Raw genomic sequence first — 26,570 nt, 5'->3', positions numbered from 1 at the left:
GAAATCTCCTTATTGTATTCTTTTAAATAATTTTTCTAGTTCATATTGGGTTAATCTTATAATCGTTGGTCTTCCATGGGGACATGTATACGGTTGTTCTGTAAAAATTAAATCATGAACTAGCTGTGTCATCTCCTTTACATCCAGTTTATCATGGGCTTTGATAGCACTTTTACAAGCCATGGAAATAAGCTTATCTTCTCGTTCTATTATAGATTCAACATTCTGCAATTCTTGTAAATAATCAATTATTTGGGTGATATAGGCATCACCCTGAGGTTGACTTAATATTAGAGGTACTGATCTTATAATAATGCTATTGCTACCAAATTCCTCAATTTCAAAGCCCATCCTATGGATAATCGTTGAAAATTCTTTGATTAATTGACATTCTTGAAAAGACAAGTTCATGGATATAGGTACTAATAATTTTTGGGATGCAACTTCATTCTTTTTATACTGTTTTTTTAGTTCATTATACTTTATTCGCTCATGAGCAGCATGTTGGTCAATGAGCAATATTCCTTTAGGGATTTCAAGGATGATATATGTGGAAAAAATTTGGCCAATTATTTTCCCTAATTTTAGTTCTTCTATAATCTGTGGTTCAGTTTTAGGGATTGTTTTTTCCTTCTCAAAAACAGGAGAAATAGGATCTTTATTGTATTTTTTATTATTATATCCTAGGAAGTTATCTTCATAAACTTTTTCTTTCTTCTTCTCTTTATTTCTATTATAATGCAAATCCTCTTTCTTCCAATCGCTAGAAGTTCCTTTAGCTTCTGCTAGATTTTGAAGGTGATTTACATAAGAAATAGGATGATCAAGAGGGATTTCAGCTTGAATTTCATTATGGTTTTTTTGATCCTTGTCTACTTTGGTCCTAGGAAGGCTAACTTCAGGTATTAAGGACGTGGTCTTCAAACGGTCAGAAAGAGCTTGTTTAGTTAATAAATAGATCAAGCTTTCATTTTGAAACCGTATTTGGGTTTTTGCAGGATGAACATTGACATCCAACATTTCAGGTGGTAGTTCGATATTAAATATGGCTACAGGAAATTTGTGAACCATAATTAGACCTTTATAAGCATCTTCCAAAGCCTGTGAAAGGATCTTACTCTGAACATATCTTTGGTTAATGTAAAAAATCTGACGGTTTCGGTTTGATCTTGACAACCCTGGTTTACCAATAAAACCTTTTATACGCAGAGGGTCATTTGTATAATTAATCTCGATTAAATCATGGGCAAAGTTTTTTCCAAAAATACTATAAATACAGCTAAATAGGTCATTGTTTCCAGGGGTATGAAATACCTGTTTATCATTGTTAATAAATCTAAATGAAATCTCTGGGTGAGATAAGGCAATTTTTTCGACAATTTGGCCAATATAGCCTGATTCAATAGAATCTTTTTTCAAATATTTATATCGTGCGGGAGTATTGTAAAATATATCCTCAACTTTTATATTTGTTCCCCTAGGGCAACCTAGCTCTTGCTCTTTTACAACTTTACCACCCTGAATACTAATAAAAACTCCGCTCTCTTGGTCTTTCTCCCTAGTGGTCATCTTTACTTTAGATATAGCGGCTATACTAGCCAAGGCTTCTCCTCTAAAGCCTAAAGTATTGATTTTCTCTAAATCTTCTACCTTGCTAATCTTACTGGTAGTATGTCTTTGAAAAGCCAATTTAACGTCTTTGGCTGGGATGCCAATACCATTGTCGGTAATAGAAATTAGCTCTTTGCCACCTTTGATTATTTCAATAGTAATTGTATTGCTTTGAGCGTCTATAGAGTTTTCTAATAGTTCTTTAATTACCGATGCAGGGTTAATAATTACTTCACCAGCAGCTATTTTATTTGCGGTACGTACATCTAATAATCTTATTTTTGACATCTAAAACACTCCACTATCTTTAAGTTTTTTTTGCAAATGAGAAACAATATTCATTAATTCAAGAGGAGTTATTTGATCCAAGGCTAATGTTCTTACTTCTTCAAGAACCTCCTCTTTTCTGTAGTTAAGCAAGGTTAAATTGGTATTATTTAAGGACTGATCTTTTTTGGTTTTAACCATCATATCTTCACTGCAAATAGCGGTTTGATGTTTTAAAGAATCTTCTTTATTCTCTAAGGCGTATAAAATATCATTGGATCTTTCAATAACTTCAGCAGGTAAACCCGCTAATTTGGCGACTTCAATCCCATAACTTTGGTCTGCACTTCCTGGGATAATTTCTCTCAAAAATATAATGTTATCTTTTCCTTCCTTAACAGCAATTGAATAGTTCTTTATCCCTTGTAATTGTTGTTCTAAAACAGTAAGTTCGTGGTAATGGGTGGCAAACATAGTCTTGCATCCTATAATGTTTAGATCATTAATATATTCTATTACAGCCCATGCGATACTAAGGCCATCAAAGGTGCTCGTTCCTCTTCCCACCTCATCCAAAATAACTAAACTATTAGAGGTAGCATTTTTTAATATATTTGACACCTCACTCATTTCAACCATAAATGTACTTTGGCCAGAGGCTAAATCATCAGATGCTCCTACACGAGTAAAGATTCTATCCACAATACCTATTTGAGCATCTTTTGCTGGGACAAAACTCCCTATTTGCGCCATTAATACAATCAGCGCTATTTGACGCATATAAGTGGATTTACCTGACATATTAGGACCTGTTATGATGATTGTCCGCTGATCTTTGCAGTCAAGACTACAGTTGTTAGGTACAAATTCATTATATTTCATCATCTTCTCTACTACAGGATGTCGTCCACTCTCGATAATGATTTCATCATTATTTAGTATCACTGGTTTAACATAATGGTTATCATAGGCAATACTCGCTAATGACCAGAGAGAATCGAGAAAGGCAATATTTTTAGCCACTGCCTGAATTCGATTAATCTGAGCTAAGACCTGATTTTTTATATCCTGAAACAATTGATATTCTAGCTGTACCACTTTTTCCTGTGCACCGAGAATTTTTGCTTCTATATCCTTCAATTCAGGGGTAAAGTATCTCTCAGAATTAGCTAGAGTTTGTTTCCGGATATAATCGTCTGGCACTAAATGAATATTGCTTTTGGTAACATCTAAATAATACCCAAAAACTTTATTAAATCCCACCTTTAAGGAGCGTATACCCGTCTTCTTTTTTTCTTCCATTTCAAGTTTTACGATCCATTCTTGACCAGATTTTGTTGCTATTCTATATTGGTCAACCTCTTCACTAAATCCGTCTTTTATAATACCTCCTTCCTTAAGAGATATAGGAGGCTCTTCATGTATACTATCTTGGATTAATTTATGTATATCTTCTAGTAAATCTAGATTATTGTATATTTCAACTAAAAATGAGGATTTACACTGTAAAAGTATTTTTTTCAGCGAGGGTAAGATACCGATAGATTGTTTTAATGCTAAAAGATCTCTACTATTAGCACTACCATAGGATAGCCGAGATATTAGTCTTTGAATATCATAGACATTTTTTAATAATTGTTCGATATCTTTTCTAAGTATTATATTCGAGTATATTTCCTCCACACTATCTAATCTTTTTTGAATGAGGTTTTTATCTACTAAGGGCTGCTCTACCCATTGCCTAAGTTGCCTTCCCCCCATAGCAGTAATGGTTTGATCTAATATCCACAAAAGACTTCCTTTTTTTTCTTTCCCCCGAATGGTTTCTGTTAACTCTAAGTTGCTTCGTGTAGATAGGTCAAGTATCATATATTCTTCAACATCATACCTGCTTATTTCATTTATGTGAGGCAATGCTGTTTTTTGTGTTTCCTCTAAATAACCCATTAGGGCCCCAGCCGCCCGAATACCTAGAATATGCTCTTCTAAGTCTAATGCAGTTAATGAATATACATTAAAATGATCTTTTATTTTATCTTTGGCATCATTATAATTAAAATATTTATTAGGAAATGGACTTAATTGTATTTGAAACTTTTTTTCAATGAAGTTTTTTATTTCCTCTGCTTTATATAGAGTATTATTAACCAATATTTCAGAAGGATTTATCTTTCCTATTTCATCCATGAGTATATTGGTTGAATTCTCTCCGACTATTTGGCTGGTCTTAAATTCTCCAGTTGAAACATCTGTAAAAGCAAGTCCATAGGAGTTCAGTTCATTATATATACACAAAAGATAATTATTTTTTTTATCCTCTAGAGCAGTACTATCAATAATTGTACCAGGAGAAATAATTCTAGTTATTTCTCTTTTGACAATGCCCTTAGCCTCAGAAGGTTCCTCTACCTGCTCGCAAATAGCTACCTTATATCCCTTTTCTACTAACTTTGCGATATAATTATCTGCTGAGTGATAAGGTACTCCGCACATAGGTGCTCTTTCTTCCAAACCGCAATCCCTGCCTGTAAGTGTTATTTCCAACTCCCTAGAGGCTAAAATAGCATCATCAAAGAACATTTCGTAGAAATCACCCAATCGAAAGAATAAAATAGCATCCTTCGCTTGACTATGAATTTCTAAATATTGTTGCATCATAGGAGTAAGTTTTGACAATTCCGATTCCCCCTTGAAACCAATGTATTTTTACATAATGATACACCATCAACTTTTATTGTTCAAATTAAAAAACCCGGGATAACCCGAATTTTTAATTTATTTATTTATTCTTTATCATCATAACCAATTTGTACACCATTCAAACTCCAAGTTTGTCCTTGAGTAATCTTAATTTGAACAAGTTCACCAATAGAATCTTTTTTGCCTATAAAGTTTACCAATTTATTGGTTCGTGTTCTTCCACTCATTTTCTCTGTATCATTTTTACTAACACCCTCTACAAACACTTCGGCTATTGTACCTTCCAATAATTTGTTTTCCTCTGCACTAATTTGATGTTGAAGATCTAATAGTTTTTGAAATCTCTTATGTTTAATTTCGTCAGGTATTTGATTTTCCATTTTAGCGGCCGGTGTACCTTCCCTTACCGAATAAAGGAATGTAAATGCTGAATCAAATTTTACCTCTCGTACGATATCGAGTGTATCCTCAAAGTCTTCATCTGTTTCTCCTGGAAACCCTACGATAATATCAGTGGTTAGAGCAATACCTGGTATTGCATCTTTTATCTTATTGATTAGATTCAAATAGGATTCTTTCGTATATCTTCTATTCATTATTTTTAATATTTTATTATTTCCTGCCTGAAATGGTAAATGTAGATGTTCACAAACCTTATCGCATTCCTTCATAGCCGCTATTAAATCATCAGAAAGATCCTTGGGATGGGAGGTCATAAAGCGTATTCGCTCAATACCTTCTATATTGTTTAATCTTCTTAAAAGATCGGCAAAGGTAATGTCTTCCTCTAAACTTTTCCCATAGGAATTAACATTTTGACCTAGCAATGTAATCTCCTTACATCCTTCTTGGGCCAATTTAGTAATCTCCTGAACAATTTGTTCAGGTCTTCTACTTCTTTCTCTACCTCTAGTATAAGGTACGATACAATAGCTACAAAAGTTATTACAACCATACATTATCGTTACATAGGCTTTATGTTCATATTTTCGTTCAATAGGTAGAGCTTCGACTATTTCTCCTCCCTCTTCCCATACATCAACAACAATTCGAGGAGATTGCTGAGCATTCGCTAATAATTCAGGGAACTTATGAAGGTTATGTGTTCCAAAAACCAAGTCTACTTGAGGATACTTGTCCATTATTTTATTAACAATTTCCTGCTGCTGCATCATGCAACCACACACCGCTAATATCATATTAGGATTTCGCTTTTTAAGAGGCTTAAAATGCCCCAAATTCCCAAAAACTTTCACATCAGCATTTTCTCTTACGCTACATGTATTGAATATTACAATATCTGCTTTTTCTTCATCCTCAATAGGAGAATATCCTAATATATTAAGCATACCAGCCAGTTTTTCTGAATCATTTTCATTCATCTGACAACCGTAGGTAATAATTTTATAATATTTTTTTTTGTTTATATTAATATTTGTCATAGTAAGTCCTCCTGAATATAAATATATAACTATAATATTATAACATATATTTGTATATGAAATAAAAGTTCTTTTAAAATGCCTAGATCTTTTGCGTATTTAGAAATAAAACAGCTATTTCATTACAAAGGATCTAAACCTAGGATAACAGAAGTTATCCTAGGTTTAGATCCTTTGTTTAATAATAGTGATGTTCTATATATTGTTTTAAACTTTTAATAAAATATTGTATATCAATCTTACTTTTTTGAGCAGCCTGCTCAATGGTAAGGGATTTACAATTTCCTCATCCTTTTACTTTTAAACCTTTTTTACTAAAAAATTCTGCAGTTTTTGGATATAGTTTAACAATTCTCCCTACTGAATTCCTTCGCCGTACCTGTATCATAGTATTGTCCTCCTATCCCTGCACTAAATTAGTATATTTTTCTTGCCAGTTTTAAGCATAGATAAATCATTGTTTTTCTTATCATTATTTTATGAAAAACTATTATTATAGTGCGAATTATAAACTTTTTATAACTTAACTCGTTGTGCTAGTTAAATTCCGATTTTCTCATGTTCCAAGGTCAAGAGTTTGTAAATTTGCCTTCAGCAGTATCAAAAACTCGCTACGCTCAAACACTTGATTTAAAACGCTTTCGGCTGTATTAACAAACTCTAAACCTCTGCACAGAGCAAACTCTCCATTTAACCAGCACAACGAGTTAACTTATATTTTATTTCATAAATTATGAATAATAATGCAAGTAGGTTGACATCATTGCCCCCTATTATTAAAAAATAATAAAATTAAAAATTTTATTTGACTTTTTATCTTTTATGATGTATATTATTAATTGTCGTTATAACGAGGTGTAGCGCAGTTTGGTAGCGCACATGGTTTGGGACCATGGGGCCGGGGGTTCGAATCCCTCCACCTCGACCATATAATTTGGGGCCTTTAGCTCAGTTGGTTAGAGCAACCGGCTCATAACCGGTCGGTCCGGGGTTCGAGTCCCTGAAGGCCCACCATAATTGCCCAAATAGCTCAGTCGGTAGAGCAGAGGACTGAAAATCCTCGTGTCGGTGGTTCGATTCCGCCTTTGGGCACCATTTTTCTTGGTAGTGCTGGCGTGGCTCAACGGTAGAGCAGCTGACTTGTAATCAGCAGGTTGTAGGTTCGATTCCTATCGCCAGCTCCATTTTTTAAAAGAATACATAATAAAAAGGAATCTTCTAAGATTCCTTTTTTTATTTTGATTATTTTAATAGAGGAAAGTTGGTTTTACGAATAAGGAACCAAACTTTCCTCTATCAATAGAGCGGTTCTATTCGCTTTCTTGTCTATATTTCTTCTTGTAAAGATTTTGCTAATAGTTCTATTGCATATTCCACGTCTTTTAAGTCTACCATTTCACCAGGGCTATGAATATAACGAGTGGGAATAGATACTGCACCAGAAGGAATACCTTCCCTCGTCAAGTGAATGGCACCTGCATCTGTTCCACCATATTCTAATACTTCTAATTGATAAGGTATATTATATTTCTTAGCTGTAGAAATTAATAGTTCTTTTACTCTAGGATGACACATTACAGAACCATCCATGATTTTTACTGTGGGACCTTTTCCCAAGGACACTTCCATGCTTTTACATTTAGGGGTATCACCTGTGGAAGTAACATCAACGGCAATGCCTAGGTCAGGATCAATGCCATAGGCAGAGGTTTTTGCGCCCCTAATACCTAGTTCTTCTTGTACGGTAAAGACAAAATATAAGTCTTTATTGTTATCTTTCATATTTTTAATGATCTCGACAAGAACAAAACATCCTATTCGGTCATCCATAGCTTTTGATATCGCACGATTATCATTTACACTTAAAGGACCATAAAAACTCACAACACTTCCAATAGAAACCTTTTTCTCAGCTTCTTCCCTACTATTTGCACCTATATCAATATATAGTTTGTCTAGTTTTAACTCTTTTATTTCCTCCAAATGCTCACTAGATACAACCCCAATAGTGCCATCTTTAAGAGATATTTTTTGACCAAGAGATATAGAAGCAGAAACTCCACCAATATTAGAAAACCTTAAAAATCCATTTTTATCTATATGAGTAATAATAAGTCCAATTTCATCCATATGGGCCGCTAACATGATTTTCTTTCCTATACCTTTTTTATGGGCAATTAAATTGCCTAGAGAATCTATTTTTATTTCGTCTACATAGTCTTTTATTTCCTTTTGTATTAGTTCTCGAATATGTTCTTCATTACCTGAAGGTCCAAAGGTATCTAATAATTGTTTTAAAAAATTCAGTTTCGTGTTATCCATTTAAATTTCTCCCTTCTCAATATGTTCTAAGAAAAACCTTACTATATCCCTACACCCTTTATAGTCATTTAGACTCATTACCGATGAAGGAGAGTGGATATATCTACAAGGAATAGATATAGCACCTGTTCTTATCCCTTCTTTAGTGAGATGGATTGCACCAGCATCATTTCCTCCAAAAGTTGTTTTTTTATACTGAACAGGGATATTATTTGATTTTCCTAGTTCATATAGCATCCTAGAAATATTCTTGTCTGAGTAAGAGGCCATATCCATAATGGAAATAGCAGGTCCATGTCCTAATTTTGTAGCATATTCATGTTCAGCTGTTCCTGGTACGTCTGAACAAGTAGTTCCTTCTATTACTAAAGCGATATCAGGATCCACATCAAAAGCAGCTACACCTGCTCCCCTCAGCCCGACTTCTTCCTGCACAGTAAAGACAGCATATAATGTAAAGTCATAGTCCTCATCCAACATCTGGGTGATAATCGCACATCCTACACGGTCGTCTAGGGCCTTAGCTTTAATTAACCCATCCCCAAATTCAATATATTTACTATGAAAAGTAGCATAATCCCCCAAATCAATTATTTTTTCTGCTTCTTCTTTAGAGGTGGCACCAATATCAATATATAATTCACTAACTTTTAATGCCTTTTCCCTTTCCTTGGGCTCTTGGAGATGTATTGCCTTTGCTCCTATTACTCCGGGTATTTTATTTTCCCCTATATTAACTACTTTAGATACCAGTATTCTGGGATCTATACCCCCTACTGGCTTAAATTTAAGAAGTCCGTCTGATTCAATACTTGTAATGATTAATCCCACTTCATCCATGTGAGCACAAAGCATTACTTTTTTGTTAACATTGCCTTTACCTTTCTTATAGGCAATCACATTCCCTAAATTATCAATCTGTATATGGTCTACTTTATCCTTAATTTCTTGGATAATTAAAGCTCTTACTTCTTGCTCATTACCTGATACACCTGAAGATTCAGTTAGCTTTTTTAATAGCATAGCCATTCCTCCCAATTTATGTCATTTAAACTAGCAATAAATAGGGACAACATTCTACCTGTTAATTCAATATCTTTCTTGCTAGCTACTTCCACTGACGTATGCATATATCTTAAAGGAATCGATAAAAGTCCTGTAGGTACTCCACTTTGCGTCACTTGCATAGCCCAAGCATCTGTACCCGATCTGCCTGGAATAACTTCAGGTTGATAGGGGATATTAAATTTTTTAGCTATTTCAATTAGTTTTTTATTTATTTTAGGATGAATATTAGGGCCTAAACCTATAGCGGGTCCTTTATCTAGTTCTATAGTGTCTTCTTTTGGCACTCCTGGGGTTCTTCCATGGCCCACATCAATGGCAATTCCCAAATCTGGCATAATCCCATAGGTACTAGTGATTGCCCCTCGTAAGCCTACTTCTTCCTGAACGGTAGCAACAAAGTATACATCTAGTTGGTGATTGATATGTTCTAATTCTTTCATACACTCCAACAAAGCTGCAATACCCCCTCTATCGTCTAAGGCTTTACCTGTTATGTACTCACCCTGTAAAGAAGTAAGGTCTCTATTGATGGTAATAAAATCTCCAATGTCTATCCATTTTTCTAGTTCTTCCTTTGAAAGGCCAACATCTATATAGAGTTCATCCATTTTGATCGACTTATTTTTCTCATTTTGTTTTTGTAGGTGAGGTGGTTTTGCTCCTATAACTCCAAAAATATCTTTCTTTCCATGAATAGTAACTTCTTGAGATAGTAATGTTCTATAATCCATACCCCCTACATTGGTAAAAAAAACAAAGCCTTTCTTGTCAATTTTTTTTACCATTAGCCCTATTTCATCCATGTGAGCAGCTAACATTATTTTTCTTCTTGCCTTTTTGTTTCCAGATCCCTCTTTTATAGCTATGATATTACCTAAAGCATCTTCTTTGACAGTGTTGCAGGTCTTTGAAAACAAATCCTTAATGTAGCCTGAAACTTTCATTTCATTACCGGATACACCGGCAATAGGTGTAATTAATTCTAAAGTTTTTTGTATATCCAACAACAGTCTTCCCTCCTTTTTAAAGTTCATTATGTATAGATCATTTTATTTTATTAAAAAGAATTAAAGAATAAATTTATTTCTCGCTCAGCGCTTTCTAATGAATCAGAACCATGGATAAGATTTTGAGTTTTATTGTTTCCATACATGCCTCTAATTGATCCTGGCTCTGCCTCTATTGGATCAGTAGCCCCCATGATTTTCCTCATTCCTTTTATAGCATTTACCCCTTCTACTATCATAATAAGGGAATTTCCTGAGCTCATATAAGAAACTAAACTAGGATAAAAGGTTTTGTTTTTATGTTCCTCGTAATGTTGATCAAGTTGTTCTTTGGATAATTGTTTCATCATCATAGCACTGATTATATATCCTTTATCCTCAATTCTTTTAATTATATTTCCTATTAACCCTCTTTTTACGCCATCGGGTTTTATTATAACGAGTGTTTTTTCCATTATCAATTCTCCTTTAATTTTAGCACTTTTTAATTTTAAGAAAAAGGGTGATATGCGGAGGCGCATATCACCTAATAAGAATGTAAAGGGGGTTTCAATGTTATTATGTGAGGTCAATAATATTTTACCCATTTTTTATGGAATATACTCACACAAATATATTTTTATTCTTTAAACATACTCCCGAATACATCCCCTAAAGTTAACGTATCTTCCTCTGCGTAAACAGTTTCATTTTCTTGTATTTTTTTTACAGGTTTGTCCTGAAGAGCGGTCATACTTAAGCCGATTTTTCTCTTATCCTTATCCATGTCAATTATTTGAACTTCTACTTCTTGACCAGGTTTTAAATAATCTTCTACCTTTTCCACTGGTTCAAAGGAAATTTGAGATTTATGAATAAGTCCTTCTACACCTGGGATGATTTCAGCAAAAGCACCAAAGGCAGTTATTTTAACAACTTTGGCCTTTATCTTATCACCAAGAGTATGTATTCTAAGAACTTTTGCCCATGGCTCTTCTACTAGGTGTTTTAAGCTTAGTTTTACTTTTCCTGTATCTTTATTAACTTCCATTACCTTGGTTTTGACAATATCGCCAATTGATAGTACATCTTCTGGTTTGTTTGTCCTTCCCCAGGATAAATCTGAAATATGAATTAATCCATCTACTCCGCCTAGATCAATAAAAGCTCCAAATTTTACTATACTCTTTACCGTACCAGAAACTATTTTTCCTTCTTCTAGATTTTCCAATACTTCTTTCTTTTTCTTTTCTTGTTCTTCTTGTAGGACAACTTTTTGGGAGAAAATTATTCTGTTGTTTTTAATATTATATTCAATGATTTTTCCTCGTACATCTTCATTGACTGCTAATTCTGGGTTTTTAATAAATTTAACATGATAATGAGATATGGGCATAAAAACTTCTTTATCCCCTATGTCTACTATAAAACCACCTTTTATACTTTTGATAATTTTTCCTCTTAGAATTTCTTCTTTTTCATAGGCATTTTTGATTTTTTCTTCCGCTATCTTTTCATCGACTTTTCTTTTTGATAAAATTACATTTCCCTGATCATCATTGAGGGATAATACCATAACATTGACTTTCTCTCCTGGGTTGATAACCTCAGAAAGAATGATGTCATCCTTATTTGAAAAATCACTTTTTCTAATAACTCCATCAGCCTTATATCCAATATTTACTACTATTTCATCTGTATTTATAGAAATTACATCTCCTTCAATGATATCTCCAGGTTTAATATTTACTATAGTCTGTTCTAAGGACTTTTGGAAACTAAGCTCCTCATTATTTTTATTCTCTCCATGCACTAATTCTCTTTCCATTTATAAATTACCTCCTTTATTATTCTACCTAAAGTATATACCTTAATTCTAATACTAGATAGTATCAATAAGATTTCTTACCTCAACCATAATCTCTTCACTAATACTTTCAAATTCTTTAATAGAGCTTTTTTTTCCATAATACTTCTCTAGGCTAATGGGTTGTCCTACATTCATTGTAACAGAGGATCTAAATGTATAATTTCCAGATATGCCTATAGGAACGATTGTAGCCTTACCCTTTATACCAATCATTGCTATGCCTGGTTCTGCTGGAAGTTGATCTTTTGATTTTACTCTTGTACCCTCAGGAAATATTCCTAAAACCTTATTTTCCTTTACAATCCTCAGCGCATTTTTGATGGCTGAGATGTCTGCTGCTCCTCTATTCACAGGGAAAGCACCTATTCTTTTTAAAAAATTATTAAGGAATTTATTTTTAAACAATTCTTTTTTTGCCATGTAATGGACTTGTCTATTAGTAAAACACGCTACCATAATTGGGTCTAGCCAGTGATAGTGATTGGAGCAAACGATACAACCCCCATCCTGCGGGATATTTTCTAAGCCTTTTACCTCAATTTTATAAAATAATTTTAAAAAGGGCTTAATTGCTGATTTTACAATCCTATATAACATGCATTTTACCCCCTATATATAAAATCAATAATTTCCTCTACAACTTGCTTAATTGTTTTAGATGTAGTATTAATAATAATAGCATCTTGTGCAGGTTTTAATGGAGATATACTCCGTTCTTGATCAATTTTATCCCGTTGTGCTATTTCGTCTTCTATCTCCTTTAGACCTATATTAAACCCCTTATTCTTTAACTCTAAATAGCGTCTTTGTGCTCTTTCGCTTATAGCGGCAGTTAAATAAAATTTGTAAGGTGCATTGGGTAGAACATATGTACCAATATCTCTTCCATCCATCACTACACTTTTACCTTGAGCGGTTTGACGTTGTATTTCTACTAGTATCTTTCTCACTTCAGGCACTTTGGCAATAAGAGATACATTAGAATTTACTATAGGTTCTCGTATTTTCTCTGTAACATCGACATCGTCTAAAATAACCCTATTATTATCTAATTCAATAGATGTTCCTTTACATACCTCAATTATACGATCAATATCCTCAAATTTAACTTTAGACTGTATAATTTTTAAGGTTAATGCCCTATACATAGCCCCCGTATCAATATATGTTATATTTAGTTTTTGGGCAATTACCTTAGCTACTGTACTTTTCCCTGCCCCAGCTGGTCCGTCTATTGCAATATGTATATGACTCATATATGTCCCCCTGTTCATTTTACTAAATCCGCTATGATAAAATAATTAAGTATAGCTTTAAAATGTGATTTTCCCTGTAGGGTAGCTAACTTGATGATTCTTCCAACACTCATATTATATGTTAATATGAAAGATAACTCAACTATTATCATTGTTGGGCAATCTTTGTTTTGAATAGATATACTATATTTCCATCACTTTTATATGTATCACTTTTATCAGGTATCTCTACATTTTCGCTAGTATTTTTAATTTTAATATTAATGGGTATATCATAATTTGTAGTATCTAATTCTATGACATCTCCATCATAGACTTCCAGCTTTATGATATTGTTGTCTATAGCAAGATCTTGAATTGCTTCACCATTTTTTAAAAATACCACTTTTTCATATTGCTCATATTTTTCAATTTCTACCTCTACAATACCCTTAACCATATAGGATGAACTTTCTTTGACGGCAATTGCCTCATTATTGTTTTGTATAATAGATTTTATGGAATTATTAGATAAAGAAAATTGTACAAGAACCAATGACAATAAACCCAATATGGATAATCTTAACAATGCATTTTCTATAATTGTAGAAGGGTTTTTTAATTTCTTATTTTTTTTCATAACTTTTTCCTCCTAATGATTGAAATTATTATATTTTATGGTATGCATTGTCAATTGAAATGATGCAAAAAACTAAGAATTTAAACCCGCTAGATAACCTGTAGAAAATGCGATTTGTAGATTATATCCTCCCGTTAAGGCATCAACATCTATTATCTCCCCAGCAAAATACAATCCTTCAATAAGTTTGGATTCCATAGTAGAGGAGTTTATTTCTTTTGTGTCTATACCCCCTGATGTTACAATTGCCTCATCAATAGGTCTTAATGTTTTAATTGGAAGTGTAAAGTTTTGCATTAGTTTTACTAGCTTTTTTCTTTCTTCTTTAGTAATCTGGTTAACAAATTTTTCTCCATCTATTTCTGAGCGTCTAATAAGGATAGGAATCATTTTTCTAGGTAGAATATCCTGCAAAGAATTTTTATATTGTTTTTTAGAGTATTTTTCAAAATCCTTCTGCATTCTTAAGTCTAATTGTTGCTCAGTGAGAGCTGGTTTTAAATTTAAGCTTAAAAAATAATTGGAATAAGGCTGCTCCATACAAGCACTTAGGGATAAGATAATGGGTCCAGATACACCATAATGAGTAAAAACCATCTCCCCAAAGGCGGTTTTTACTATTTTATCTTTTTTTATTAAATTCACTTCAACATTTCTTAAGGATAACCCTTGTAACTCTCTAATCCAATCTTGATCTACTACCATGGGTACCAAGGATGGACTAGGCTTGATAATATTATGTCCTAGCTTTTTAGCCATATAAAATCCATCACCTGTTGAACCAGTTTTGGGATAGGATAGTCCTCCTGTTGCTAAAATTACTTTACTAGCATTAATTTTCTCTCCATTTTCTAAGATAACACCCTTAATTTTTTTATTATGTACTAAAATCTCCTTCACCCTTTGGTTTAAATGGATATTTACATTTACACTATTTATAAAATTTGAAAGAGCTTTAATAATATCACTGGATTTATCCGATTGGGGAAATACTCTATTACCTCTTTCAATTTTTGATCGAACCCCTAAACCATGGAAAAAGTCTATTAAATCATTGTTGGAAAAAGTATATAATGCACTATATAAAAAATATGGATTTCTCATTATATTTTCTATTAAAGAGTCAATATCTCCTGAATTGGTAAAGTTACATCTTCCCTTTCCGGTAATAAATATTTTTTTCCCTAGTTTATCATTTCTTTCTAATAGATGTACCTCTAGACCTTTTTGAGCAGCAATTCCTGCTGCCATCATTCCTGCTGCCCCACCACCGATTACAATTATTTTTTGCTCCATTCTTTTTACCTCTTATTCTTTAAAATTTTTCAAATGACATGTATCATTTAGTTGTACAAGTACATTGTAGTCTTTTTTGAAATCTATAATATTAATAGCCGTATTGTCTTGCCTGATTTTTTTATAATAGCTTAAATCTATGTCTAATAGTCCAAAAATAATTGTTTTTATAGCAACCCCATGGGAGACCATAACAATATTTTTATTAGGATTTTTTTCAATAATTTCTTTTACAGCTTTGAGCGATCTTGTTTGGACCTGTAATAAAGTCTCTGCCTCAGGAATTTGAGTATTGTGGGGTTTTAAGCTCCAATCATTAAAAATACCATGATACTTTTCTTTTATTTCATTAGTTGTAAGACCTTCCCATTGCCCGAAATTCATCTCCCGAATGCCTGGCAGAGGAATAACAGATTTATTTATATGTTTTCCTATTATTTCAGCAGTATCATAGGCTCTAGAAAGATCACTGGCATAAATAATATCAATATTTTCATTTTTTAGATGTTCCGCCAAATAATTGGCCTGACGTATTCCAACATCAGTTAACTGAATATCTTTCATTCCTTGTGCTTTTCCTTTTCTATTCCAAAGGGTTTCACCATGTCTAATCAAATATAAACGTGTCATATTCATCCTCCCTATAATAATATCATGCCTATTATAGCATTTTTCAAAACATTAAAAAACCTATGAGATCTTTCGTAGGTCTTCATAGGTCATAGGTGTATGTTGATGTTTAAATTCGCCCTCTTATTTTTAAAGATTCTCTAATCCTTCTAACGGATAACATATATGCTGCTGTCCTCATATCAACATTATGTATTTTTTCAATTTCACAAACTTCTTTAAATGCTTTACTCATAATCAACTGTAATTTAGAATATACTTCCTCCTCTGTCCAATAATAACCCATCTTATTTTGAACCCACTCAAAGTAGGATACAGTTACTCCCCCTGCATTAGCTAAGATATCTGGAACGATTAAAATCCCTTTCTCATTTAAAATTTTATTAGCTTCTATAGTTGTAGGACCATTGGCTCCTTCTACAATTATTTTAGCACGAATATCCGAGGCATTTTCGCTAGTTATTACATTTTCTAATGCACAAGGCAATAGTACATCGACATCTAAACCCAATATATCTGTACTTTGAATTGAATCACAATCTTCTGTATACTTTTCAAAACCTTTTACAGTGCCTTTTTCTTTATAATAGGCCATTAATGATTTTATATCTAAGCCTTTTTCGTTATGACAATATATACCACCCTTTGTACCTGTCACTGCAATAACTTTAGCTCCTAAGTTTTGAAGAGTAAGTGCAGCAAAAGAACCCACATTTCCAAATCCTTGTACAGAAACTCTTAAATCTTGTAATTGTAAATTTAACTTCTCAGCGGCCATTTTAGCCATTAAGGCCACACCATAACCTGTTGAAGGGGTTCTACCTAAAGATCCGCCAATCTCCACGGGTTTTCCTGTTACAATAGCCGGAACATCATATCCGGCAATCTTGCTATACTCATCCATCATCCAAGCCATAATTTCACCATTGGTATTGACATCGGGAGCAGGAATATCAATATCGGGTCCAATAAAATGATAAACAGCGTGAATATAGCCTCTTGTAAGTCTTTCAAGTTCATGCTTAGATAATTCCTTAGGATTTACGCAAATTCCCCCTTTACCGCCACCATAAGGTATGCCCACAACATTTACCTTAAAGGTCATCCAAGTGGCTAAGGCCTTCACTTCATCTAAGCATACATTTTGATGATAACGTATTCCTCCTTTAAAAGGACCTGTAATATTAGAATGTTGACATCGATATCCTTTAAATACTTTTGTTGTTCCATCGTCCATTTTTATAGGAATAGAAAACTCCAATGTCTTTTGAGGCTCACACAATATATCATATACCTCTTGTTCAACTCCTAAGGTTTCACATACATCCTTCAGTTGATTTTGTACTATTTTAAATGGATTTAAATTATCATTATTCATATATATTCCTCCTAAATTATATCGGCAATAAAATCATGTGTTTTTTATTGCTCTGAAAAATTTTCTTTGCTGGTATAGATTTCATATTGTTCCCATATATTCTCTAACTCTTTGAAGGTCTTGGTTATTTTCTCTTTTTCCCTCATACCCAGAGATATTAGTAATGCGTTTATTAAGCTAAGGGGGGCCACTAGAGAGTCAACAAAGGATACCATATTACTTTTAGCAATTAAATTATGATCACTATATTCTATTATAGGAGACAACTCACTATCTGTAATGGTAATAATCTGGGCACCTTTCTTTTGAATAAACTTAAGAATTTCAGTAGTCTTGCTTGAATATCTTGGAAAACTAATTCCTATGACCATGTCCTCTGATGTTACATTTATCAACTGCTCAAATATATCACTAATACCATAGGTCACAACGGTAACGTTGTCTAAGATTAAGTTTAAATAGAAACCTAAAAACTCTGTCAGAACTGTTGTTGTCCTAAATCCAATGATATAAATCCTCCTTGAATGATAAAGCTTGTCTACAATTTTAGTAAATTCTTCTTTATTTAATTCTTCTAAGGTAGCTTGAATATTTTCTATATCTGATTTAAAAACATCCTTAATTAACGTATCTTGGGCAATTTGATTGTTGGATAATTCCATCCTTTGTATCGTAGTAAGCTTAGTTTTAATTAATTCTTGCAAAGCCTTTTGCAACTTGGGGTATCCGCTATATCCTAGAGTATTTGCAAACCTTACTACCGTAGATTCACTAACATTTACACTCTGCCCTAGCTTAGAAGCTGTCATAAAAGCCGCCTTATCGTATTGAGATAAGATAAAATCAGCAATCATTTTTTGACTTTTACTTAGTTTGGGGTATTGTCTTTTAATATTTTCTATTAAATTATTACTTTTCTCCAGTTTCCTATGTTCTTCCATGGAATGATCTCCTTTTACATGATTAAAATACTTTATTGAGCGAGTTACTTTTTAAAGTTTTAATAATTTTTTAAGGGTTCCTTAACATCATTTTTCCTGTTTTACTAACAAATTCAAGCTTTTATAAAGCAAATCTCTTTAAAACTGGCACAACAAGGTCGTCATGATTCATATATAGAAATTTCCATCTTCGTAGAATCTTTTAAACATAATCCAAAAATTAAATTTTTTTCCTTTAGACTTTTGTTTAAAAAATCTACTATTTGATAAATTTGTTCATCTTTTTCTACTATTTTCCTGCTTATTAATTTAATATTATCACTATTGGCCATGATTTACTCTCCTTATTTTTTGATATGAAGAAATTACTATGGGGCTAATATATAAATTATATCAGTTTTATTATAAGTTTTCTTTATCTACAAATACTATCTAAAATGAGAATAATAATTTCAAAACAAACTTAGGAGTGATATTTTTGATACAAATTGATGATGCAGGAAGTGGTAGCTTAGTTGGTGGTACTTTAATTGGTATTTATCGCATAGAAACTAATGAATATCAATATGGTATTATACCTATTGATTATTATAATGAAAAAAATTTTAAATCTAAAGAATATTTAAATTATGTTGTATATATTGTTTCAAATTTGTTTGAAAAATTCAATGTACCACTAAATGAAGAAATATATGTTTGCAGAGGGTATATGTTTGATCATTTAAGGATATGGCTTACTGAAAGAGGATATAATTGGTATAGTACCGTGATTGAAAATCCCCTCCAAGATCATATTGAGTCTTCCTTTGAAAATTATACGATTAACCTGGGATTACCTGAAAACTTTATAAAATATACTAAGTATCCCTTTCATTTTCACCAATTATTAAAATGGGTTTATGCTGATTATGATAATAGAGCTAGTTTATGTAAAACAGGCTGGAAAAGTTGGAAAAAGTATGGTAATTTAGCTTGGAATACTTCTATTGATAAAATTAATAAATCGAATTATTATTGCTTGTTATGTGGAATGAAAATCCTGGATTATTCTATAGTGAAAATCATTACCTATCATAGTAATCGTAAGTATCGTATTTATGTTCATGAAAATTGTAAAGAAAACTTACAAAAATAATGATTCTATTTCTTTTCAATGATGATTAATTGAGGTGGATTGTTTAATTTATTATAATAATCCATTTTGATTACATTATATTTTTGATTATCTAATTGATGAACAAAAGATAATACTTGCTTTTGTTCATTTTTCCCCTCGGGATGACCATGATAAACACATATAGTGATTATTCCCTTTGGCAATAACAGCTCTAAAGTTTGTTCTATAGCCATAACAGTACTATCTCCCTTAGTGGTAATGGCATGATCTCCCCTCGGAAGGTAACCTAAATTAAACATTGCTCCCTTGACTTTTACATTTACGTATTTTGATATATTTTCATGACTGCAATGAAGCAATTCTACCCTTTGAAATAAAAGAGAATTCATTAATTTTTCTTTCGTTTTATCAATTGCTTGCTTTTGAATATCAAAACTAAATACCTTTCCCTGCTCAGCTACAAGATTAGCTAAAAATAAAGTGTCATTGCCATTGCCAGCGGTGCCATCTATGGCATAGTCCCCAGGGGATATAATTTGATATATAAAATATTGTGCAAGACTAGTAATGTTCTCAAACAATAATTCCATTTGGCTCCTCCTTAAATAACTCTATTTTTATAAAAATATTAACTGCAAAATTTTGCAGTTAATATCCTATGGAAGCGTTAATATTTTTATAAAAATGAAAGTATACACTCTCTAATTGCTTTACAGGCCACGGCAGCCGTTATATCTCCCAAATCACACATGGGCAAAACCTCTACTAAGTCCATTCCAATAATATTCAAATCTTTTAGCAAATGAATGGATTCAAACAGCTCTTTTGATGTAATACCACCTGCTTCAGGGGTTCCAGTTCCAGGTGCAAATGCTGGATCTAGCACATCAATATCAATAGTTAAGTAAATGGGATGTCCCTGTAATTTGTGTAGAATAGATTTTAGCGGTTGCAAGACCTCTCCCATAAATAAATTACTATTTTTTTGGGCCCATTGGAATTCTTGCTTGGTTCCAGATCTAATTCCAAATTGATAAATATTCTTAGGAGATACAAAATTAGTTGCTTGTTTAATCACAGTGGCGTGGGAATTATATTCGTTAAAATATTCATCTCGTAGATCGGTATGGGCATCAAAATGAAGAATAATTAAATCTTCCTTATATTTAGACGCCATTTTTTCAATTATTGGAAGACTAATTAGATGTTCTCCCCCAAGAAAAATAGGGATTTTATTATCTTGCAATATTTCCTGTGCTGCCTCCCCAATTATCTCTAAGCTATTTTTCACATTGCCAAAGGGAAGCTCTAAATCACCATAATCGTAATACTTCTTTTTCTCTAACTCTCTATTTAAATATGGACTATAGGTTTCTAACGCTAGAGATAATTCTCGTATTTTTTGTGGGCCAAACCTAGAACCTGGTTTAAAACTTACCGTATAGTCCATGGGTGCACCGACTATAATAATATCAGCATGACTATAGTGATCCATACTTCCGATAAATTTCACATGATTATCTATGCTTTCTTTTATTATGCCCATTATTCTCCTCCTATTTTAACAAATCTTCTACAAATTTAGGCAGGGAAAATGCACTTTTGTGAATTTCTTTTGTATAATATTTTGTATCAATCTCGGCTTTGTTAGACTGTTCTACAGTTAATGGATGATATTTTTTTGACCCCATGGTAAAGCTCCACAAGCCACTAGGATAAGTTGGTATAGAACATAGATACAATTGGGTAATTGGGAATACAGATTGAATATCCCGATATACATTAGAAATAAGAGAATTATTATAAAAAGGTGATTCAGTTTGTGCCACGAAAAGGCCGTCCTCTTTTAAGGCTTGATAAATTGCTTGATAAAAATCTACAGCAAAAAGTCCAACCGCCGGTCCAACAGGGTCAGTTGAGTCAACCATAATAACATCAAATTCATTTTTATTATTTTGCACATATTTTATGCCATCTTCAATCAATACACTTACTCTTGAATCATCTAAAGAGCAGCTAATCGTCGGAAGATATTTTTTACTTACCTCTACAACCTTATTATCAATTTCAACCAAAACAGCTTTTTCTACCGATGGATGTTTTAAAATTTCTCTTATGGTTCCACCATCGCCTCCCCCTATAACCAGGACTTTCTTAGGATTTGGATGAGTAAAAAGTGGTACATGGGTTATCATCTCATGGTAGATAAACTCATCTTTCTCTGTTGTTTGCACAGTCCCATCTAAAACTAACATTTTACCAAATTGAAGAGTATCTATTAAAGCCAAATCTTGATATTCAGTTTTTTCCATATGTATAGTCTTACCGGTCTTACAAGTTATGCCTACATTTTCTGTTTGTTTCTCAGTAAACCACATTTCCATAATTATTTTCCTCCCATTATTTATTTCATATAGAACAAAATTATACCAAAAATACTTTTTAAGTTAAAGCTATTTTTTGCCGCCTGCACAGGGTTTTGTGAAAAAATCTTTTAAGTTTACAGTGAATATAATATTATTATTTGCAGTTTTCTCTCTATTAAAACCTTCTTTTAATAAAAAGCCATATACTTTTGGATTTTCCCTTAAATAATATGCTTTTTCTATACTCATACAATAGGCATAATTTAACATAGAACGCAAAAGGCCATCACCATAGCCTTTTGATCTTTCAGCAGGCGTAATAAATACTTCTTCAAGAATACATTGATTTACTTGTAGGGTAAGAATGCTAAATCCATAGATTTTTTCTCCGTACTTAACTAAAAATATGTCTAAAAAATGTTTTTCTATATTATTTATCTCTATTTCATTTTCATTTATAAACTTCAAAAAATTTTTAATGTCTACATCCTTCATTTTAGTAAATTCAATCATTCTATATCTACCCTACCCTTACTAGATTTTTTAAATTTTCTATCTCTTTTTCAGTTAACTCTCTCCATTGTCCCCTAGGTAGATTCCCCAGTTCTATATTTCCCATTTTTATTCTTTTAAGAGTAATTACTGGGTGCCCAATTTTATCACACATTTTCCTAATTTGCCTATTTTTGCCTTCATGAATTGTAATTTTCGTTGTTGTATTTCCATTCTTAATATGAATAATGTCAAATCCTGCAGGGGAGGTAATGTAGTTATCAATTTCCAAACCTTCTTTGAAGGATTGTATCTTTTCTTTGGTAGGAATTCCTCTAATTTCTGCTATGTATTCCTTTTGTATCTCATATTTTGGGTGAGTTAGCTTATAAGTTAAATTACCATCATTGGTTAAAATTAATAATCCTTCAGTATCATAATCCAAGCGCCCCACGGGATAAATTCTTTCATTGACCTGGTTTACTAAATCGATTACTGTCTTTCTATTAAATTGATCTTCTACCGTAGTCACAAAACCTATGGGTTTATTTAAAAGAATATACATATGCTCCTGTATATTTTTAACCACTATGTTATCAAATTCAATGACATCCATTTGAGGATTAATCTTCTTTCCCAACTCCCTTGTTATTTCACCATTTATTTTCACTCTACCATTTTTTATGTATTCTTCGCTTTTTCTTCTCGAAGCAATTCCGCAATAGGCAAGATATTTTTGTAATCTCATATAAACTCACTCCTTTTATAATAAAAGCACTATTGGTATTTTAATATAATCCGTTGTACTAGTTAAATTCCAATTTTCTCATGTTCCAAGGTCAAGAGTTTGTAAATTTGCCTTCAGCAGTATCAAAAACTCGCTACGCTCAAACACTTGATTTAAAACGCTTTCAGCTTTATTAACAAACTCTTGACCTCTGCACAAAGCAAACTTTCCATTTAACTAGCACAACGAGTGAATATATTTTATCTTATGATGATAATATAATTTTAACAAAACATAGAATACAGTCAAATAAATTTAATTTTATATTCAACCTATAGAATAGATTATTTATGGAGAATTTTAATTGGAACTTTTTCTAATAGGAAAACAGTTATTGCTAGACCTATAAAATGGAAAAATTTAGTCCCTTGCTAGCAAGACTAACTTTTCTCTATCATAAAAAATAAGCGATTTCTCGCTTACTTAATTTTCTAACCAGTGATCTATAATTTTATCAAGAAAGTTTTTTGTGTTTTTCTTAGGAATATCCTCTTTAACATATATTTCAGCTTCATCAATTTTTTCATCTGCAAGATATAGTTCTAATTTTCCTATTATCTTTTCTTTTAATATAGGAGCTTCAATTGTTTTTGGTAATGCTAGTTTTACTTTCACCTTCTGTTTTTCTATTTCTTTTATAGGGATTTCTATTTCTTTTTTACTATATACACGGACTCTCTCCCGTATTCCATCTTTAACTGGAATACTTCTTAGGTATTCATCTTCTGAAACAACTTGGTAAGGCTGATAAGTATCAAATGCGTAATCAAATAAAGCCGTCGAATCATCCCATATATTATTTGATTTCAATACGACCGTGATTAACTGCATTTCATTTCTATAAGCTGAAGACACTAAACATTTTCCAGCTTTAGAAGTATAGCCAGTCTTTACTCCATTTCCACCTTCATAATTCCACAATATTTTATTCTTATTATGCAATGCACGGTTCCATTGATGATTTTGCCAGGATATATTTTTTTTCTTTGTAGAAACTATGGTTTTAAACACATCATTATTCATGGCATATGCTGTGATTTTTGCAAGATCATGGGCCGTAGTATAATGATTATTGTCATCTAAGCCATGAGGATTAGCAAAACTGGTATTCAATGCATTGATTTCTTTAGCCTTATCATTCATCATGCGAATAAAATTTTCAATGTCTCCTCCCCCGATGTGCTCTCCGATTGCATAAGCAGCATCATTCCCAGATCTTAACATTAAACCATATAGAAGTTCTTCTAAGGTTAATTCTTCATTTTCCTCTAGCCATATGGAGGATCCTTCTATCCCTGATGCATTTTTGCTTACTTTAACTTTGTCATTGAGATTCCCATGTTCTATAGCGACAATAGCAGTCATTATTTTTGTCGTACTGGCCATGGCTCTTTGCTCATCGATATTCTTTGAAAATAGAATTCTCCCTGTTTTTTGTTCAATAACTATAGCTGATTCCGAGGTTACATTAATTTCTTCTGCATAGATCATAGTAGAAGTTAAGAAAAAAGACATAATAAAAATTATGCTAAATATCACGAGCTTTCTTTTCATAATAAGCACCACCTTTTGTAGATAATATTATTATGTTTATTTTTTGTTATTTCATACCTTATAATCTTATCATTTATGATAAACTCTCATAAGATAATACTTCTAAAAAAAATAGGGCATTATCGCCCTATTGTAAATCCATGATATTTAGCTTATTGAACATTAGGTGGATTTACTTGATTGTTGGTTGGATTGTTTCCCATATTATTATTTTTACTGAATATATTTTGAACATCTGTAATAAACTGTGGCGCCATTTCTATTATTCTTTCAACTGTTGTATTTTGGTCTACAGGCAATAATCTTATTTGTCCTTGACCCACTACCATAAAAGCTACCGGTTGAACAGAAACTCCTGCTCCTGCGCCTCCAGCAAATGGAAAATCTTTATTTTCCATATTTTGTTGTAAATCTTTCAATTCTTCTTTTTTATACTCTCCACCGCCAGATGCAAATCCAAAACCCACTCTTGATATGGGAATGATTACCGTTCCATCTGGTGTTTCCACAGCATCTCCAACAATTGTATTTACATCCACCATATCCTTAATACTTTCCATTGCTGTTTTCATTAATCCTTCTATTGGATGCCCCTCCATCTAATCACCGCCTTTTAAATATAACTTTAAAATTTTTATACCTACATTAATAATTTGACCTAACTTAAACGTAATTATACAGGAAAAATCAATATGTAATAAGTTTTGTTGAATAAATAAAGGTTTAACATCGAGTTGATGGGTTTCAATATTTTTATAACTTGAAATCCAAAAAAATATATTTGTTACTACCGTATAAATTATACCTGATAGAATACCTGTAACAGCTGCATTTTTAGTGTCAAATTCTATATTAAATAATATCTTTTTAATTTTCATTTTATTCATCATATATTCTACTATATTTCTATATTTATTATGTAGGTACTGGGCTCTTTTAATGGAATGTTTTAATTCTTTAAAAGTATATTTATTCTCTTTATCCTTTAATGATTTACTTTTTATGCTTTCAATTCTAAAGGTCTTTTCTTCCGTATCAATATAAATATCCAGTAATTTGACATGAAATTTAATTAATCCTTTCATCATGGAAATCAATATGAACATTTGATTGCTGCAATCCTTCTGTTTGTAACCTATTTCTATATGAATATACAAGTTGTAAAGGACAATTAGCATAATGATAATGACTATTAAGGTAATCATTTTATCCCTCTTTTCTTTTATCCCCTCAAATAAATTCTCTCTAATACAGGAAGATTTTATACATAAAAAAAGAAATACACGAAATAGTGTATTTCTCTAAGCTTTCTATTCTTTTCCTAAGGGATATCATTTTCCTCTATTTCCCACTGTAATTCTTCTATCTTAGGTAATTTATCCAAGGATTCAATACCTATATACCTTAAAAAATCTTTTGTTGTTCCATAAACAATTGGTTTGCCTGGACTATCCAATCTACCTACATCTTTAATAATAAATTTATCGATAAGAGTTTGTATAGCTTTTTCACATTTTACCCCTCTTATTGCCTCAATATCAGCCCTAGTCACGGGTTGTTTATAGGCAATAATTGCTAAAGTTTCTAAGGCTGCCTTGGATAATCCCGTAGCTGTTTTCGGTGCCATAACCGACTGAATATATTCATAATGTTCTGGCCTTGTTGCCAGTTGATATTCATTACCCGTTTTTTTAATTTGAACCCCTCTACGTTCATAATCAAATAAATCTGCCATTTCCCTTAGAATATTCTCAGTGGTTTTCATATCTTCATCTATAATTCTTGCAATATCACTAATATTTACAGTTTCTCCAGCGGCAAAGAGAACACCTTCTATTATTCCTATTTTTTCTTTGTTGTTCACTCAT

26 protein-coding genes and 4 tRNA genes are annotated in these 26,570 nt (G+C 32.3%); 5 read left to right on the top strand and 25 right to left on the bottom strand.

All coding sequences use genetic code 11. The features are described 5' to 3' along the window. Positions 1 to 9 precede the first annotated feature (9 nt). The 3 genes from mutL to miaB form a co-directional block, all read right to left on the bottom strand. Entirely contained in the window at positions 10 to 1,899 is a 1,890-nt protein-coding gene (mutL, locus tag NSA47_RS03605; protein WP_257529531.1) for a DNA mismatch repair endonuclease MutL, read from the bottom strand. Beyond that, positions 1,900 to 4,554 (bottom strand): DNA mismatch repair protein MutS, encoded by a 2,655-nt coding sequence (gene mutS, locus NSA47_RS03600; RefSeq protein ID WP_257529530.1) that lies wholly within the window; start codon positions 4,552 to 4,554, stop codon positions 1,900 to 1,902. Positions 4,555 to 4,661: 107 nt separating this feature from the next. Continuing rightward, complete coding sequence (gene miaB, locus NSA47_RS03595; protein WP_257529690.1) at positions 4,662 to 6,005, bottom strand: tRNA (N6-isopentenyl adenosine(37)-C2)-methylthiotransferase MiaB; 1,344 nt, start codon at positions 6,003 to 6,005, stop codon at positions 4,662 to 4,664. Positions 6,006 to 6,871: 866 nt separating this feature from the next. Between miaB and NSA47_RS03590 the strand changes: the two genes are divergently transcribed. From NSA47_RS03590 to NSA47_RS03575, 4 genes are all read left to right on the top strand, one after another. Then, positions 6,872 to 6,948: transfer RNA gene (locus NSA47_RS03590), tRNA-Pro, on the top strand. A 9-nt stretch (positions 6,949 to 6,957) separates the two neighbouring features. After that, positions 6,958 to 7,034, top strand: a tRNA-Ile gene (locus NSA47_RS03585). A gap of 5 nt (positions 7,035 to 7,039) precedes the next feature. Beyond that, a tRNA-Phe gene (locus NSA47_RS03580) sits at positions 7,040 to 7,115 on the top strand. Between the two features lie 14 nt (positions 7,116 to 7,129). Continuing rightward, positions 7,130 to 7,204, top strand: a tRNA-Thr gene (locus NSA47_RS03575). 142 nt (positions 7,205 to 7,346) lie between these two features. Here NSA47_RS03575 and NSA47_RS03570 read toward each other — a convergent pair. From NSA47_RS03570 to NSA47_RS03510, 13 genes are all read right to left on the bottom strand, one after another. Next, positions 7,347 to 8,342 carry a M42 family metallopeptidase gene (locus NSA47_RS03570; protein WP_257529529.1) on the bottom strand — a complete coding sequence of 332 codons (996 nt, stop codon included), beginning with the start codon at positions 8,340 to 8,342 and terminating at the stop codon, positions 7,347 to 7,349. Next, positions 8,343 to 9,365, bottom strand: coding sequence for a M42 family metallopeptidase (locus NSA47_RS03565; RefSeq protein ID WP_257529528.1), 1,023 nt, complete (start codon positions 9,363 to 9,365; stop codon positions 8,343 to 8,345). Then, positions 9,356 to 10,417 (bottom strand): M42 family metallopeptidase, encoded by a 1,062-nt coding sequence (locus tag NSA47_RS03560; RefSeq protein ID WP_306811088.1) that lies wholly within the window; start codon positions 10,415 to 10,417, stop codon positions 9,356 to 9,358. Before NSA47_RS03560 ends, NSA47_RS03565 begins: the two co-directional genes overlap by 10 nt. A gap of 50 nt (positions 10,418 to 10,467) precedes the next feature. Further along, positions 10,468 to 10,872 carry a nucleoside-diphosphate kinase gene (gene ndk / locus NSA47_RS03555; protein WP_257529526.1) on the bottom strand — a complete coding sequence of 135 codons (405 nt, stop codon included), beginning with the start codon at positions 10,870 to 10,872 and terminating at the stop codon, positions 10,468 to 10,470. A 164-nt stretch (positions 10,873 to 11,036) separates the two neighbouring features. Continuing rightward, positions 11,037 to 12,224, bottom strand: coding sequence for a 30S ribosomal protein S1 (gene rpsA, locus NSA47_RS03550; protein ID WP_257529525.1), 1,188 nt, complete (start codon positions 12,222 to 12,224; stop codon positions 11,037 to 11,039). A 54-nt stretch (positions 12,225 to 12,278) separates the two neighbouring features. Further along, positions 12,279 to 12,863, bottom strand: a complete 585-nt coding sequence (locus NSA47_RS03545; protein ID WP_257529524.1) for a lysophospholipid acyltransferase family protein — start codon at positions 12,861 to 12,863, stop codon at positions 12,279 to 12,281. A 5-nt stretch (positions 12,864 to 12,868) separates the two neighbouring features. After that, positions 12,869 to 13,522, bottom strand: a complete 654-nt coding sequence (cmk, locus tag NSA47_RS03540; RefSeq protein ID WP_257529523.1) for a (d)CMP kinase — start codon at positions 13,520 to 13,522, stop codon at positions 12,869 to 12,871. Positions 13,523 to 13,670: 148 nt separating this feature from the next. Continuing rightward, complete coding sequence (locus NSA47_RS03535; protein ID WP_257529522.1) at positions 13,671 to 14,141, bottom strand: hypothetical protein; 471 nt, start codon at positions 14,139 to 14,141, stop codon at positions 13,671 to 13,673. 72 nt (positions 14,142 to 14,213) lie between these two features. Continuing rightward, positions 14,214 to 15,437, bottom strand: a complete 1,224-nt coding sequence (locus NSA47_RS03530; protein WP_257529521.1) for a BaiN/RdsA family NAD(P)/FAD-dependent oxidoreductase — start codon at positions 15,435 to 15,437, stop codon at positions 14,214 to 14,216. Between the two features lie 12 nt (positions 15,438 to 15,449). Then, positions 15,450 to 16,067: a histidine phosphatase family protein gene (locus tag NSA47_RS03525; protein ID WP_257529520.1), complete on the bottom strand. Its 618-nt coding sequence runs from the start codon at positions 16,065 to 16,067 to the stop codon at positions 15,450 to 15,452. Positions 16,068 to 16,176: 109 nt separating this feature from the next. Next, positions 16,177 to 17,445: a Glu/Leu/Phe/Val family dehydrogenase gene (locus NSA47_RS03520; RefSeq protein ID WP_257529519.1), complete on the bottom strand. Its 1,269-nt coding sequence runs from the start codon at positions 17,443 to 17,445 to the stop codon at positions 16,177 to 16,179. A gap of 44 nt (positions 17,446 to 17,489) precedes the next feature. After that, complete coding sequence (locus NSA47_RS03515; protein ID WP_257529518.1) at positions 17,490 to 18,386, bottom strand: MurR/RpiR family transcriptional regulator; 897 nt, start codon at positions 18,384 to 18,386, stop codon at positions 17,490 to 17,492. 161 nt (positions 18,387 to 18,547) lie between these two features. Beyond that, positions 18,548 to 18,718, bottom strand: a complete 171-nt coding sequence (locus tag NSA47_RS03510) for a DUF4264 family protein (RefSeq protein WP_257529517.1) — start codon at positions 18,716 to 18,718, stop codon at positions 18,548 to 18,550. A gap of 146 nt (positions 18,719 to 18,864) precedes the next feature. On the opposite strand from NSA47_RS03510, the gene NSA47_RS03505 reads away from it, so the two are divergent. Beyond that, the gene (locus tag NSA47_RS03505) at positions 18,865 to 19,521 is read left to right on the top strand and encodes a hypothetical protein (protein ID WP_257529516.1); all 657 of its coding nucleotides are present in this window, start codon (positions 18,865 to 18,867) and stop codon (positions 19,519 to 19,521) included. Positions 19,522 to 19,526: 5 nt separating this feature from the next. Here the strand turns inward: NSA47_RS03505 and mnmM are convergent, their stop codons facing one another. From mnmM to scpB, 9 genes are all read right to left on the bottom strand, one after another. Continuing rightward, complete coding sequence (gene mnmM, locus NSA47_RS03500) at positions 19,527 to 20,093, bottom strand: tRNA 5-(aminomethyl)-2-thiouridylate-methyltransferase MnmM (RefSeq protein ID WP_257529515.1); 567 nt, start codon at positions 20,091 to 20,093, stop codon at positions 19,527 to 19,529. An 86-nt stretch (positions 20,094 to 20,179) separates the two neighbouring features. Next, entirely contained in the window at positions 20,180 to 21,049 is an 870-nt protein-coding gene (speB, locus tag NSA47_RS03495; protein ID WP_257529514.1) for an agmatinase, read from the bottom strand. 10 nt (positions 21,050 to 21,059) lie between these two features. After that, entirely contained in the window at positions 21,060 to 21,887 is an 828-nt protein-coding gene (gene speE, locus NSA47_RS03490) for a polyamine aminopropyltransferase (RefSeq protein ID WP_257529513.1), read from the bottom strand. A 69-nt stretch (positions 21,888 to 21,956) separates the two neighbouring features. Next, positions 21,957 to 22,382: a GNAT family N-acetyltransferase gene (locus NSA47_RS03485; RefSeq protein WP_257529512.1), complete on the bottom strand. Its 426-nt coding sequence runs from the start codon at positions 22,380 to 22,382 to the stop codon at positions 21,957 to 21,959. Positions 22,383 to 22,389: 7 nt separating this feature from the next. Next, positions 22,390 to 23,109 (bottom strand): pseudouridine synthase, encoded by a 720-nt coding sequence (locus NSA47_RS03480; RefSeq protein ID WP_257529511.1) that lies wholly within the window; start codon positions 23,107 to 23,109, stop codon positions 22,390 to 22,392. A gap of 462 nt (positions 23,110 to 23,571) precedes the next feature. Continuing rightward, entirely contained in the window at positions 23,572 to 24,702 is a 1,131-nt protein-coding gene (locus tag NSA47_RS03475) for a D-alanyl-D-alanine carboxypeptidase family protein (protein ID WP_257529510.1), read from the bottom strand. A 152-nt stretch (positions 24,703 to 24,854) separates the two neighbouring features. After that, positions 24,855 to 25,301, bottom strand: coding sequence for a GerW family sporulation protein (ytfJ, locus tag NSA47_RS03470; protein ID WP_257529509.1), 447 nt, complete (start codon positions 25,299 to 25,301; stop codon positions 24,855 to 24,857). Continuing rightward, positions 25,302 to 25,907, bottom strand: coding sequence for a DUF2953 domain-containing protein (locus NSA47_RS03465; RefSeq protein ID WP_257529508.1), 606 nt, complete (start codon positions 25,905 to 25,907; stop codon positions 25,302 to 25,304). A gap of 116 nt (positions 25,908 to 26,023) precedes the next feature. Further along, a complete protein-coding gene (gene scpB, locus NSA47_RS03460) occupies positions 26,024 to 26,566 on the bottom strand; it encodes an SMC-Scp complex subunit ScpB (RefSeq protein ID WP_257529507.1) in 543 nt (180 codons plus the stop codon). Positions 26,567 to 26,570: the final 4 nt, after the last annotated feature.

Origin of the sequence: Irregularibacter muris (assembly GCF_024622505.1) — a bacterium.
In the GTDB taxonomy this organism is placed as follows: domain Bacteria; phylum Bacillota; class Clostridia; order Eubacteriales; family Garciellaceae; genus Irregularibacter; species Irregularibacter muris.
Note: the sequence above shows the minus strand (reverse complement) of the source record. Positions and strands in the feature narration are given on the sequence as shown.

Coding starts and splice junctions, on each gene's coding strand:
- mutL (WP_257529531.1), bottom strand. CDS start 1,899: ATGTCAAAAATAAGATTATTAGATGTACGTACCGCAAATAAAATAGCT.
- NSA47_RS03570 (WP_257529529.1), bottom strand. CDS start 8,342: ATGGATAACACGAAACTGAATTTTTTAAAACAATTATTAGATACCTTT.
- NSA47_RS03565 (WP_257529528.1), bottom strand. CDS start 9,365: ATGCTATTAAAAAAGCTAACTGAATCTTCAGGTGTATCAGGTAATGAG.
- ndk (WP_257529526.1), bottom strand. CDS start 10,872: ATGGAAAAAACACTCGTTATAATAAAACCCGATGGCGTAAAAAGAGGG.
- rpsA (WP_257529525.1), bottom strand. CDS start 12,224: ATGGAAAGAGAATTAGTGCATGGAGAGAATAAAAATAATGAGGAGCTT.
- NSA47_RS03545 (WP_257529524.1), bottom strand. CDS start 12,863: ATGTTATATAGGATTGTAAAATCAGCAATTAAGCCCTTTTTAAAATTA.
- cmk (WP_257529523.1), bottom strand. CDS start 13,522: ATGAGTCATATACATATTGCAATAGACGGACCAGCTGGGGCAGGGAAA.
- NSA47_RS03535 (WP_257529522.1), bottom strand. CDS start 14,141: ATGAAAAAAAATAAGAAATTAAAAAACCCTTCTACAATTATAGAAAAT.
- NSA47_RS03530 (WP_257529521.1), bottom strand. CDS start 15,437: ATGGAGCAAAAAATAATTGTAATCGGTGGTGGGGCAGCAGGAATGATG.
- NSA47_RS03525 (WP_257529520.1), bottom strand. CDS start 16,067: ATGACACGTTTATATTTGATTAGACATGGTGAAACCCTTTGGAATAGA.
- NSA47_RS03520 (WP_257529519.1), bottom strand. CDS start 17,445: ATGAATAATGATAATTTAAATCCATTTAAAATAGTACAAAATCAACTG.
- NSA47_RS03515 (WP_257529518.1), bottom strand. CDS start 18,386: ATGGAAGAACATAGGAAACTGGAGAAAAGTAATAATTTAATAGAAAAT.
- NSA47_RS03510 (WP_257529517.1), bottom strand. CDS start 18,718: ATGGCCAATAGTGATAATATTAAATTAATAAGCAGGAAAATAGTAGAA.
- mnmM (WP_257529515.1), bottom strand. CDS start 20,093: ATGGAATTATTGTTTGAGAACATTACTAGTCTTGCACAATATTTTATA.
- speB (WP_257529514.1), bottom strand. CDS start 21,049: ATGGGCATAATAAAAGAAAGCATAGATAATCATGTGAAATTTATCGGA.
- speE (WP_257529513.1), bottom strand. CDS start 21,887: ATGGAAATGTGGTTTACTGAGAAACAAACAGAAAATGTAGGCATAACT.
- NSA47_RS03485 (WP_257529512.1), bottom strand. CDS start 22,382: ATGATTGAATTTACTAAAATGAAGGATGTAGACATTAAAAATTTTTTG.
- NSA47_RS03480 (WP_257529511.1), bottom strand. CDS start 23,109: ATGAGATTACAAAAATATCTTGCCTATTGCGGAATTGCTTCGAGAAGA.
- NSA47_RS03475 (WP_257529510.1), bottom strand. CDS start 24,702: ATGAAAAGAAAGCTCGTGATATTTAGCATAATTTTTATTATGTCTTTT.
- ytfJ (WP_257529509.1), bottom strand. CDS start 25,301: ATGGAGGGGCATCCAATAGAAGGATTAATGAAAACAGCAATGGAAAGT.
- NSA47_RS03465 (WP_257529508.1), bottom strand. CDS start 25,907: ATGATTACCTTAATAGTCATTATCATTATGCTAATTGTCCTTTACAAC.